Raw genomic sequence first — 12,199 nt, 5'->3', positions numbered from 1 at the left:
GTCTTTTCTCCATGGTTTTTCATGGGTTTTAAAGCAAGTGCCAATAAATATCAGTTATATATCACTAATGTTCTGAGGGGAAATTCAAAAATAAACAAAATTTCTTTTTACTCTTCCTTTTCCATCTGATATCACTTCTCCCTCATACTTGTCTGAGCCATGACCGCTGTAGTCTATAATGGCTATTACCCAATGCTAAAAGGTGGTGTCATGAATATTTTACCTCCCGTTCGGCCTGAACAATCTATTGAACGTCTTACTGCCATCCTTGAGCCGATCGCGGAAAAAGTGAAGCTCGTGCCGCGTAAGCGGATCACCTGGAAACATAAAGGCCACCAGCAAATGTATCTTTTTCAAGAGGGTGAGCTTTCTTTGCTGCGGGCATCTGATGGTCTGCTCCTGGTGACCGTTTTTGAGCCTCATCTGTTCGGCATTGCCGAGATGATTCAGCCGACACAGGGGCATATTTTACGTGCAGAAAGAGAGTCTATCATTTTACGTGCTGATGCAGATGAAGCAGCTACGCTATTTCGTCAACAGGGCGTCTGGGAAGATGTTGCGGCCTTGCTGTCGTATCATACGGCGTATCTCATTTATCGTGATGCGCAGGTCGTGCAGCAACGTACCTATTCCGTGATTCGTAGTTATTTGCAGGAAATGGTATTATTGCCCGAAGAGGCGCGTATGCGGACCAGCATTCTGGAATATATTCAGGACCGTACGCTTCTTTCACGCAGTAGTATTCTCAACGTATTATCAGCCCTTAAGCAAGGTCAATATATCGCATTTAAGCGCGGCGGGTATTTAATGGAGTTGGGAGATTTACCGGAGTCGTTTTAAAATTTAAAATTAAACAGAAAAATATTTCACGTTGTTCTCGTTTGTCGTTATCGTTTGCCCACTGAAACTATTCAACGGAGTAAACGGGATTTGTATGAAGAAGACACTTTTTGCATTAATTATTGCTAACGCATTCACAGCCACAACTGCATTTGCAGCTGCGGATACAGGTACATGGTACAGCGGGGCTAAATTCGGCTGGTCACACTATTTTGACGCCAGCACCGGTTCAAAAGCGAGCGATAATAACAGTGGCTCCAGCCAGTATAATATCGATCATGATAACGTCGGTGGCGGGGTTTACGCTGGCTATCAGATGACACCCTGGCTGGCAGTAGAAGGTGGTTACGATTATTTAGGAAATATGCAGATTAAAGGCAATCATAGTGCGGGCGCACAAATGAAAAGCCAGGGGCTGCAGATGTCCTTAAAAGCCAGCTATGCCGTGACCGACAGCTGGGATATCTATGGGCGCGCCGGTGCGATGGCATATCGGGCAGAATCTGATGTAAGTGGTCACAATCGTTTCGATACAGGCGTTCGCCCGCTTGCCGCGGTGGGGACAGAGTATGCGTTCAACAAAAATTTGGCTGGTCGCCTCGAATATCAATGGGTAAGCAATGTGGGTAATGCCAACCAGATTGGCGTCAGCAGCGACGTAAGCTCCGTAACAGCAGGCCTGACATGGCGATTTGGACAGCACGATTGATCGTTGTTAGCCTCTCAATGATAAAAGCCCGACTGCTTAGCAGTTGGGCTTTTTGGTATTTAAGTAACTAAAGGATCAAGAGCAAGTTTAATCTTTTGCAGGCCGGTAACGTTTTTGTCTTTCAGGTATTGCTGATTAATCATTTCAAGCTGTTCTAGTTTTGTCAGCGAGGCGTAGACCGGCTGAACGGGGCTATCTTCGGTAAAAATATCCTTCGCGGTAGCGTGCTGTAAATACTCTGATTTCAGTTGTGCCGATAATCTGTCTATCTGTACTTTATTCTCCTGATAAAGCGCTGCAATATGCGAGGCCGGAATGGAAGGCGGTTTATCTCCCGGTAGAACTAGCGGAACCTGCAGATGATGTATCTGTTCAACCTTATCCGGATGAGATGCGCTGCAGGCGGTAACTAAATTGAGGCTGAACAGCGCCAGTAATAATGACCGTGTCTTCATTGGACAACTCAGGGTTAATAAGCGGAACGGACATTATCGTAAACAACAGGAAGATCTTCAGAGTAAACTTGTTTAATTTTAAATAACTTAGCGGGTATGTTTAACAACGGCGTAGACATAAACGGTTGTTCACGCTGTTAAAGTAAAACAGGCTGCAGTACGCAGCCTTTTTTATCAGTTTTTCGGGAACACCCAAACATGCTTCTCCGGCAGCGAAAGATGGCAGTGCTGCGGATCCCGAACCTCATGCCCATATGCGCGAATGACAAAATCATCTCCCGGCGTGCGGAACAGGTACTCCCAGCGGTCGCCGAGATACATGCTGGTGAGCAGCGGCAGTTCAAGCTGATTTTCCCCTGGCCCCTCAACCACCGCCACGCGTTCGACCCGGATCACCGCCGTGGCGTCATTACCGCTCTGTACCCCTTCACCGGCCTGGCCCCACAGAACCCAGCCTTTCCCTTCGATACGCGCTCTGCCGTCGCGCACTTCGGTGACCTTGCCGTGCAGGCGGTTGTTGCTGCCCATAAACTCGGCGGTAAACAGCGTTTTTGGCGAGCCGTACATCTCCTGCGGCGTGCCCTGTTGCTCAATTTTGCCGTTGTTAAGCAGCAGGATGCGGTCGGATATGGACATCGCTTCGTTCTGGTCGTGCGTCACCATCAGCGCGGATAACCCGAGTTTGATAATCAGCTCGCGCAGGAACACGCGGGCCTCTTCGCGCAGCTTGGCGTCGAGGTTGGAAAGCGGCTCGTCCAGCAAAATCACCGGTGGGTTGTACACCAGCGCCCGGCCAATCGCCACGCGCTGCTGTTGCCCGCCGGAGAGCTGGTGCGGGTGACGTTTGCCAAGATGGCCCAGACCCAGCTGGTCCAGCACGTCCTGTACGCGCTGCTGGATCTCTTTGGCCGGAACTTTACGCAGCTTGAGCGGATAGGCCACGTTCTCAAACACGGTTTTGTGCGGCCACAGGGCATAGGACTGGAACACCAGCCCCAGGTTACGCTCTTCTGCCGGGATCTCACTGCGCGGCGTGCCGTCGTAAACTTTATTGTTGCCAATGACAATCGACCCCTGCGTCGGTTTTTCCAGACCCGCGACGGCACGCAGCAGGGTGGTTTTACCACTGCCGGAGGGGCCTAACAAGGAGACCACTTCGCCGCGCTTCAGGTTCATGGAGACACCTTTTAAAACAGGATTGTCGCCGTAGGTTAAGTGCAGATCGTCAACCGCTAATTCAATCATGTATTTTCACTCCGAAACGAAGGGCAATGCCCAGACCTACCACGACCAGCAGGATGTTAATGAAAGAGAGCGCCGCCACGATATCAATGGCACCCGCGGCCCAGAGGGAAACCAGCATTGAACCGATGGTCTCCGTGCCGGGGGAAAGCAGATACACACCCGTTGAGTATTCGCGCTCAAAGATCAGAAACATCAGCAGCCACGAACCAATAAGACCGTAGCGGGAGAGGGGAATGGTCACATGGCGGGTGATCTGCCCGCGCGTCGCCCCGGTGCTGCGCGCGGCTTCTTCAAGCTCTGGCCCCACCTGCAGCAGCGTGGAAGAGATAAGCCTCAGCCCGTAAGCCATCCACACCACGGTATAGGCCAGCCAGACGCTGAAAATGGTGCTGCGCAGCGAACGCAGCCAGACGATGACGTTCTCGCGCATCCAGTCGGTCCAGGCGAACCCGGAAAGCCAGCCGGATTTCAGCGAGTTGTCCAGCCACATCGGCAGGAACAGGAACACCCACAGGAACGCCAGACCGGCAAGCAGGCCAGGCACGGCGCGCGGCACCAGCACGCTGTAGTCCAGGAAGCGCGTGGTGTTATCCGGCTTACGGTGCATCGCAATCCCGACGAACAGGTAGCACGCCACGGCCAGCGCGCCGCCAATCACCCCAATTGCCATGGAGTTGACGATGGCGCGCAGCAGGTTGGGCTGTGCCCAGATGGTGCGGAAAGTGCTCAGCGAAAGCTCATCCCACAGCGAAACGCCCACACCCCAGTTGGAGATAAACGCGCGCAGCACCACGCCGAGCAGCGGCACGCCGATGGTGACGGTGAGCCAGAAGGCAACCACCGCCCCGGCAACCCAGCGCCATTTGCCCAGCGGTAACGCGCGAGCCTGGGAGGCTTTCCCTTTCATAGTGACGAAGCGGTTGGCGGTGCGCATCAGACGACGCTGGAGCATCACCAGCGGGATGGTGATGCAAATCAGCACCACGGCAACCGCCGCCATCAGGTGATAGGAAGGCGTGCCGAGCTTGTTCGTCAGCTGGTACAGGTAGGTTGCCAGCACCATATTGCCTTCCGGATCGCCGAGCACCAGCATCAGGCCAAATACTTCCAGCCCGAGGAAGAACAGCAGCACGATGGCGTACAGGATCGACGGGCGCACCATCGGCAGACTGACCGAGGTCATCACCTGCAGCGGAGAGGCACCCGCAATGCGCGCGGCTTCTTCCACATCAGAGCCGACGCTGCGCAGCGCGGATGAAATATAGAGATAGGCATGCGGCACGTGCGTCAGGCCAGCAATGACCACGATGCTCGACATATCGTAGATGTTCCACGGCACAAAGCCGATCAGCGCCTGCGCCCACAGGGACAGAAAGCCCACGGGACCAGCAGCCACCACATAGCCAAAGCCGAGCACCATCGGCGATACGAAAATGGGGACCAGGATCAGCGGTTCAATCAGGCGGCGGCCGGGCAGGTCGGTGCGAACCATCAGAAACGCCAGCACGCCACCCAGCGGAATGGCGATGATGACCAGCCCGAAGGCGAGAATAAAACCGCTTCTCAGGGCCTTATAGAAATCAGGGTCGGTGAAGATAAAGCCAAATGATTCAAGGCTCCACTCTTTTGCCGGAGAAAAGAACGGAGCGGACAGGAAGCTCTGTATCACGATAAATGACAGCGGCGTGTAGATAACCAGAGCGGTTATCAGCACGACGATGCCGCGCGGCAGGCTTTGCCACTTTCTGCGTAATGTATTCATGGGGTATCCCTGGTGTTGCAGCCCAATAAAACGAACTCAGTCGACAGGGAGCGCGACGGCGTGCGCCGCGCCCGAACGCTTATTTGGCGGCGGCTGCACGCCACTCTTTGATGTACTCCAGGCGTTTTTTCGGCTGCAGGTACTCCAGCAGCGTTTCATCAACCGGGATCGGCTTCAGCGCGTTACCGAGGATTTTGGTCAGGCCGTCAATATCATTTTTGCCTTCGATATCGTTACGGATGGAGGGGATGTCCGCCTGACTGGCCAGAATGCTTTGCCCTTTTTCAGACAGCACATAGTCAAGCCACAGTTTTGCCGCATTGCTGTTTTGCGCCTGCTGGCTGATGAACGACACGCGCGAGAGCACCAGCGTGTAATCTTTCGGGTACGAAATGCCGAGAGAAGGATCGTTCTTCGCACGGGCTTCAGCATAGGATCCGAGGATGTTAAAGCCGATCAGGTTTTCACCGGAGGAAACCCTCTCCATCATGGTGCCCGTTGATGACTGCACTGCTAAGCCGCCTTTGGCGACGTCGGCCAGGGTTTTAAAGTAGTTTGGATCGGCCTTGTGATCCTGCACGGAAAGCATAAAGCCAAGACCCGATTTTTCGATGTCGTAGGTGGTGACTTTGCTCTTGAATTTGTCCGTCTGGCTGGCAATCAGCTTCGCCAGCGCAGCGTGAGAATTCGGCACGTCGCCAGCCGGGATCAGGCGCTTGTTGTAGATAAAGACCACTGGCTCATAGGTGGTGCCGTATGCCTTATCTTTCCAGACTGCCCATTTCGGCAGCTGACTTTGCTCCGGCGATTTGTACTCCATGGCGTAGTCGGTGGCGAGTTTCAGCCCGGTGTCCATTGAGGAGCTCCAGACCACGTCGCCGCTACCGCCACCGGAGGCCTGTTCGCTGATAAAACGGTTGTACAGCTCGGTGCTGTTCATGTCGTTGTATTCAACTTTGATGCCCGGGTAGGTTTTTTCGAAGCCCGCAATCAGCGGCCCGGCGGCTTTGGTGTCGGTGGTGGAGTAAATCACCACCTTGCCCTCTTTGGTGGCGGCATCGACAACTTTTTGATACTCAGCAGGATAGCCCTGCGGCAGGGCAGAGAGTGCAGAAGCAGAGAACAGTACGGTAGCGGTAAGCAGAGAAATTCGGAACGTGTTCGACATTATAGTTAACCTTTTAGTTACATTTGAGGAACTAATTGTCAACATAGCGTAAAGCGCGCCTCCGACAATAGGGAGGCGCGGGCAATGATTCCGAAGTGTGACTGTCACCATCGTTTCAGCAATTAACACCATAAAATCCGCGAACGTTTGCCTGCGAACGGTTTCGGATTACGGTTTATCGTCGGCTTTGCGGTATAGCCGCCGTGGATGACCAATATTGCCATACAGCATTTCGACGATGATTAACCCGCTCTCCACGCAGTATTCCAGGTAGCGACGCCCCGTGGTTTTGCTGATCCCCACGTTTTCCACCACCTCTTCAACCGACATCGCGCTGTCGGGATGTTCGGCGAACAGGCGTTTAATCCTTTCCAGCGTTTGGGGTTCAATGCCCTTCGTCGACGGCGTAATGGAGGCTTCCGCGGCAGGCAGATTAAACAGACGATCCAGCGCGTGCTGGTCGACCACCTTCACCTGCTGCACGGTGTGGACGAAGCGCATAAACCGCTCCAGCGAGGCGTGCAGGCGCTGGAAAAAGACGGGCTTGATCAGGTAGTCAAACGCGCCGCTGCGCATGGCATGGCTGCAGGTCTGCATATCGCTGGCGGCGGTGATGAAGATCACCGAGCATTCATAGCTTTTCAACAGCGGGTTATCGATGAGCTCCACGCCTTTACCGTCCGGGAGATAGTTGTCCAGCAGGATAAGCCGCGGCTGATGCTGACGAATCAGGCTGCATGCCTGCTCAATCGACGCGGCGATGCCCACCACGCGCAAGTGAAAATTCTGCTCGATATACTCGCGATGCAGCTCCGCCAGGTGCGGTTCATCTTCAACGATCACAACGTCAAGTGGTTGGGTCATGCGGTTGTCCATTGGGAATAAACACAGAAAAAATGGTGCCCTGCGGCGTGTTGTCGGCGATCTCTATGCTGCCGCCCGCTTTCCTGATATAGCCTGCCACCAGAAACAGGCCAATACCGTGCTCGGTACCCACAATGTCGTTTTCACTTTCCGGTTTGCTGCTGAAACCCTGGCGGAAAATGTGTGGCTTCACCGCTTCATCCACACCGCAGCCTCTGTCTGCCACCTCTATCAACAACTCCTGGTTGCGGTCAGAAATGTAGAGTTCCACTGGCGCGGGGACCGGTGCCTTAAGGGTCGCGTCCACCGCGTTATCCAGCAGGTTACCAATAATGGACATCAGCTCCGTTTCGTTGAGCGTGCCGGGCATGCGGGTGAGCTGGCAGGCCGGGTCAAACTGCAGTTCAACGCCTTTTTCGCGCGCGCTGACGTATTTTCCTAACAGCAGCCCGCACAGGGCCGGAGAGACAAAATGGGCGGAGACAAAATCCAGCACGCGCTGCGCGCCTTCTGACTGCACCTGGATGTAACGGATCGCCTCGTCATAGTGTTTCATCTGCAGCAGCCCCACCAGCGTGGCGGTCCAGTTCAGCTGCTCGTGGCGCATAATGCGCAGGTTGTCCGCATAGCGCTTGATCTGGCTCAGTTGGCTGCTGAGGGTGTTAATGTCGTTTTTGTCGCGAAAGCTGTACACCCAGCCGCTTTCAACGCCGGGTTCGACCTCAATCGCCACGCGGTTAACGATCACCTCTCGCTGGTTAAGCACTGCGATTTGGTCGTGGCGACCAGCGCTTACCGAGGCGTAGCGCTGGGATAAAAAGCCCGGCGACGTCTGCAGAACGTCTTCCAGCGGTTTGCCGATAAGTTCTTTCTCACTTTGATGAATATCGAGCATCTCCCTGGCTGCCCGGTTAATTAAAATCAGCCGCTTCTCTTCATTGATGGCAAATACCCCCTCGTACATGGCTTCTAATAGCGCGCGTTGCTGCAAAACCAACTGGGCGATATCTTTCGGCTCAAGGCGGAACATCTGCTTTTTAAGATTGCGGGTAAACAGCCAGGAGAAAATAAACAGCAACAGCAGAAGGGCAATACCGTACAGTCCAGCCTGCCAGAGAATGCGGGCGTTAATATTGGCGATATACGAGGTCAGATAGCCGACCGAGACGATGCCAATTACCTGATGCTGCGCATTAAAGATTGGCGCTTTGCTGCGCAGCGACACCCCAATCCCGCCCTGACGCACGGAAATAATGGTTTTGCCTTTTAACACCTCCGCATTATCCCCTCCAATCATCGGTAAATTAATGCGCTCCGGTGATTCCGAATGATAAAGGTGCTGTTCCCGGGTATCGCCAATCACAATATAGCTGGCATCGCTTTCGGCACGCAGCGGCTGTATTAAGCGGGCGATAGCGGGGATATCTCTGGCTGCCACCATTTCCGCCAGACCCGGTATCAGGGCGATTTCACTGGCCTGAACCCGGGCGCGCTGGCCCAAATCGTGGTGTAGCTGTCGGTCAATAAAATGAAACAGGATCGTTCCCAGCAGAACTAACAGCAGGCAGGAGAAGCACACCAGCGCTAAAAACAGCTTTACCTGAAAAGAGAGTCTGCGTTTCATTCAACCTGTGCTAGCCCTATGAAAGTGAGAGATTTGCGGAGCCTGACATGTGCCAATAGCGGACGCAATCTGGCGAGAAAAGAGTTGTGACCTGGCTTTTCGTTTTCGGCGTTATAGCCATCAGGATCCCGTAAGGCTATGCTTCATTCAGCAAGATAATAATTACAGAGGCAATGTCATGGATAAAGAACTACTGGATGAGGGTTACCGGGCCTATACCGGCGAGAAAATTGACGTTTACTTTAATACCGGGATCTGCAAACACTCAGGTAACTGCGTGCGTGGGAGCGCAAAGCTGTTTAATCTGAAACGTAAGCCGTGGATCATTCCCGATGAAGTGGACGTTGAAACGGTTGTACGCGTGATTGATACCTGCCCGAGCGGTGCGCTGAAGTATCGCCAAAAATAAGCGAGGAACCATGGATATTCTGGAAGGCCATAACAAGTTTTACGTGAATGATGCAGACGGCAATCAGGTCGCAGAGATTGTCTTCGTGCCGACCGGCGAGCACCTGAGCATTATCGAGCACACTGATGTGGATGAGAGCCTGAAAGGGCAGGGCGTCGGTAAACAGCTGGTGGCGAAAGTGGTGGAGAAGATGCGCGGTGAGAACCGCAAAATTATTCCGCTGTGCCCGTTTGCGAAGCATGAGTTTGATAAGACGCGGGAATATGACGATATTCGGGCCTAAATAACGCGCCCGGCAGCACGCCGGGCACGAGTACGTCTAGCCAACAAACATCACCGACACGCACAGCACGCCGACGACCAGCGTCAGCAGGCTGCCAATTGAGCGGTACGGTTTCAGGGAAGGGATCAGATACGTCGACAGCGTCGGCATGATAAACAGGATCATGGCGATAAGCGGGCCGCTGATGGCGTAAATCATCGAGATGGCGTTCGGGTTAACGCAGCAGACCGCAAAGGTGATTAACGACACCCCCATAATGGAAATCGCGCGGTTAAAGGCGCGGCTCTTTTTAATCCCCACCTGATTTAGCGACGACTTCACGATCTCCGTCGCCCCTTCAATCACCCCAAAATAGGTGCCGAGGAACGATTTCGACATCGCTACGATCGCCACGATAATCCCGGAAATGCCGAGCCAGGCTGGGGAAGACGGCATCATCGACAGCGCTGACAGAATCGTCACCCCCTGCTCTTTGGCGGCCATAATATAGGACGGTGGGATAGAGAGCAGGCAGCTGAAGACAAAGAACAGCACGCTCAAGCAGATAATCAGGTACGCCACCTTCATGATCTTCTTGCATTTATCCATGGCACCGTCGGCAAACTTCTCGCGGCGGTCAACGGCAAACGTTGAGATAATCGGGGTATGGCTAAAGGCAAACACCATCACCGGAATCGAAATCCAGACCTGATGCAGCGTATGGCGATCGAAGGCCATCTGGCTGGTGAGCAACGAGGGCTGCCAGCTTCCGGTGAGATAGATCGAGACAAACAGGAAATAGGCAATCAGCGGAAACACCAGGAAGCCCATCACTTTTATCGTGATATGCCGTCCCATCAGGAAAATCAGATTCAATACCAGCACCACCCCCAGGCTGACCAGCACGCGAACGGTGGTATCTACCGTCAGGTGTTTTGCCAGCTGCTCGGTTAACGAGTTGGTGATGGCCACCGCATAAATCTGCACCACCACAAAGAAGGCGATGAAATAGAGCGTGGTGATCAGATTGCCAATCTTCTTACCATAGTAGTGGGAGACGGCGCCGGTGATCCCTTCATTACCTTTTGTGTTGGACGAGAGAATAAATTGCGCCAGCGCCCGGTGCGGCCAGTAGGTTAACGGGTAGGCCACGAGGGCGGTGATAAACAGGACGATTGCGCCTGCGGAGCCCAGCTGAATGGGCAGGAAGAGCGTTCCTGCGCCCACGGCTGTGCCGTAGAGAGCGAAACTCCAGAGAGTCTCATCTTTTGACCAAATTTTCGACATTAGAGCAACGTTTCAACTAACAAACCATCAGAATGGCGTGCAATTTACCATAGTTATGCCTGAAGAGCGCAGTTGCTTCGACGGAGTTTGGCCGGAACAGGCGTCCTGCCAGCGGGGGTTTAGCCTGCCAGAGCGCGTCGTTGCTGGCGACGCTTAAGGAATTTCTCACGCAGGTTATCGTATGCCCAGTTATAGAACATGGTGTATGGCAGGAAGAACAGGAAGAAACCAATTTCTAACGTGAATGCCTCAAGCAGGGTCACGCCCAGCACGGCGGCGACAATCGACACGCCGATTACAATAAACCCGCATTCGAACCCCAGGGCGTGCAGCGCGCGCACTTTTGCCGTACGTTTTACGCGCTGGACAGGCCAGAAACGGTCGAAGCCGAAGTTATAGATAATGTTCCAGAGCATGGCGGTGGTAGCCAGGATAATGGTTAACCCACCCATCTCCACCACCGAGCGCTGCATCAGCCATGCCGCCGTGGGGGCGAGAATTGCCGTGGCAATCCCTTCGAAACAGACAGCATGAAAGATCCGCTCCGGCAGCTTACGTTGGAGTGCATCCTGATGTTGCATAGTGTAGACCTCATTTATTCACCGGTATGGGCGTTGATGTAGCCTATTTTTATCGCTAAAGCTGATATATTAAAGATAGTATCCATCGATAAAGTAGATAGTCTATGCGCTATTCACCTGAAGCTCTTACCGCGTTTGTTGAGACCGTTGCGGCAGGCTCTTTCTCTGCTGCCGCGCGCAGGCTGCGTAAAAGCCAGTCGACGATCAGCACCTCCATTGCCAATCTTGAAGCCGATCTGGGTTTCGAACTGTTTGACCGCTCGGCGCGCCAGCCGGTGTTAACGGTCCAGGGAGAACAGGTGCTGGGCTATGTGCAGGCCATCCTTGCCGCCAGCACGCGGCTGGATGAGCTGGCGGTGTCGTTAACGGCACAAACGGAGGCGCGTCTGACGTTTGTCCTCTCCGATACCCTCAACCCCGACGTGCTTGAAGATCTGATGAAGCAGTTTGACGCTCGCTTTCCCCACACGGAATTCGAATGCCTGATTGGCGAGGAAGAGGACGTGATCGATCTGCTGCAAAAGGAGCGCGCGCAGGTGGGGCTGACGGAAGCGCGAGACGGTTATCCTACGGATATTGGCGCTACCCGGCTGCCGGTGCAGACCCGAATGGCGATATATGCCGCGACCACGCATCCGCTCGCCGGACAACACGAGGTGCAGAGCGACGAGCTGCACGGCTGGCGGGAGCTGAGGCTCAGCACCTACCTTGAGCGCGAGGCTGAGATCGCGCGCGGGCCCATCTGGTCAGCGCCGAACTACCTGTTACTGCTGAGTATGGCCGTCCAGGGGTTCGGCTGGTGCGTGCTGCCGTGCGCGCTGGTGGATGAATTCGCCGCTGCGAAGTCGCTGGTACAGCTCAATGTTCCCGGCTGGCCACGGGCGATCGGCATCGATCTACTGTGGAATAAACGATCCCCTCCCGGCGTGGCCGGAAGCTGGCTGCGGCAGTATCTGCAGGATGCACGCTAATCCTTGTGATTAAACTCACTAT

The 12,199-nt window shown here is 54.1% G+C and carries 13 protein-coding genes; 5 read left to right on the top strand and 8 right to left on the bottom strand.

Annotated features, from left to right (window positions below; genetic code table 11):
* The first annotated feature begins 210 nt into the window (after positions 1-210).
* Positions 211-840, top strand: coding sequence for a helix-turn-helix domain-containing protein (locus IM295_RS22315; protein WP_136343742.1), 630 nt, complete (start codon positions 211-213; stop codon positions 838-840).
* Between the two features lie 94 nt (positions 841-934).
* Positions 935-1,549 carry an outer membrane beta-barrel protein gene (locus IM295_RS22310; RefSeq protein ID WP_193052186.1) on the top strand — a complete coding sequence of 205 codons (615 nt, stop codon included), beginning with the start codon at positions 935-937 and terminating at the stop codon, positions 1,547-1,549.
* A gap of 59 nt (positions 1,550-1,608) precedes the next feature.
* Here IM295_RS22310 and IM295_RS22305 read toward each other — a convergent pair whose 3' ends face one another.
* The 6 genes from IM295_RS22305 to IM295_RS22280 all read right to left on the bottom strand — a co-directional run bounded on the left by IM295_RS22305 (position 1,609) and on the right by IM295_RS22280 (position 8,667).
* Positions 1,609-2,004 (bottom strand): hypothetical protein, encoded by a 396-nt coding sequence (locus IM295_RS22305; RefSeq protein WP_045260924.1) that lies wholly within the window; start codon positions 2,002-2,004, stop codon positions 1,609-1,611.
* Between the two features lie 174 nt (positions 2,005-2,178).
* Positions 2,179-3,249, bottom strand: a complete 1,071-nt coding sequence (locus IM295_RS22300; protein WP_028014309.1) for an ABC transporter ATP-binding protein — start codon at positions 3,247-3,249, stop codon at positions 2,179-2,181.
* Entirely contained in the window at positions 3,242-5,011 is a 1,770-nt protein-coding gene (locus IM295_RS22295; protein WP_045260923.1) for an iron ABC transporter permease, read from the bottom strand. Before IM295_RS22295 ends, IM295_RS22300 begins: the two co-directional genes overlap by 8 nt.
* A 79-nt stretch (positions 5,012-5,090) precedes the next feature.
* Complete coding sequence (locus tag IM295_RS22290; RefSeq protein WP_048999234.1) at positions 5,091-6,179, bottom strand: ABC transporter substrate-binding protein; 1,089 nt, start codon at positions 6,177-6,179, stop codon at positions 5,091-5,093.
* Between the two features lie 168 nt (positions 6,180-6,347).
* Positions 6,348-7,043, bottom strand: a complete 696-nt coding sequence (locus IM295_RS22285; protein ID WP_075206212.1) for a response regulator — start codon at positions 7,041-7,043, stop codon at positions 6,348-6,350.
* Positions 7,027-8,667 carry a sensor histidine kinase gene (locus IM295_RS22280; protein ID WP_193067339.1) on the bottom strand — a complete coding sequence of 547 codons (1,641 nt, stop codon included), beginning with the start codon at positions 8,665-8,667 and terminating at the stop codon, positions 7,027-7,029. The genes IM295_RS22285 and IM295_RS22280 overlap by 17 nt, the downstream gene beginning before the upstream one ends.
* A 178-nt stretch (positions 8,668-8,845) precedes the next feature.
* On the opposite strand from IM295_RS22280, the gene yjdI reads away from it, so the two are divergent.
* Positions 8,846-9,076 (top strand): 4Fe-4S mono-cluster protein YjdI, encoded by a 231-nt coding sequence (yjdI, locus tag IM295_RS22275; protein ID WP_041908367.1) that lies wholly within the window; start codon positions 8,846-8,848, stop codon positions 9,074-9,076.
* Between the two features lie 10 nt (positions 9,077-9,086).
* Positions 9,087-9,359: a GNAT family N-acetyltransferase gene (locus IM295_RS22270; protein ID WP_045260919.1), complete on the top strand. Its 273-nt coding sequence runs from the start codon at positions 9,087-9,089 to the stop codon at positions 9,357-9,359.
* Positions 9,360-9,395: 36 nt separating this feature from the next.
* Here IM295_RS22270 and IM295_RS22265 read toward each other — a convergent pair whose 3' ends face one another.
* The gene (locus tag IM295_RS22265; protein WP_193067338.1) at positions 9,396-10,625 is read right to left on the bottom strand and encodes an amino acid permease; all 1,230 of its coding nucleotides are present in this window, start codon (positions 10,623-10,625) and stop codon (positions 9,396-9,398) included.
* Positions 10,626-10,744: 119 nt separating this feature from the next.
* Positions 10,745-11,206, bottom strand: a complete 462-nt coding sequence (locus tag IM295_RS22260; RefSeq protein WP_041908370.1) for a multidrug/biocide efflux PACE transporter — start codon at positions 11,204-11,206, stop codon at positions 10,745-10,747.
* Between the two features lie 104 nt (positions 11,207-11,310).
* Here IM295_RS22260 and IM295_RS22255 point away from each other — a divergent pair, with 104 nt between their 5' ends.
* Positions 11,311-12,177, top strand: coding sequence for a LysR family transcriptional regulator (locus tag IM295_RS22255; RefSeq protein WP_193052179.1), 867 nt, complete (start codon positions 11,311-11,313; stop codon positions 12,175-12,177).
* Positions 12,178-12,199 lie beyond the last annotated feature (22 nt).

The sequence above is a fragment of the Enterobacter cloacae complex sp. P14RS genome, assembly GCF_014895895.1.
Classification (GTDB): Bacteria; Pseudomonadota; Gammaproteobacteria; order Enterobacterales; family Enterobacteriaceae; genus Enterobacter; species Enterobacter bugandensis.
The sequence above is the reverse complement of the archived record's forward strand: the minus strand, read 5'-3'. Positions and strand labels throughout refer to the sequence as shown.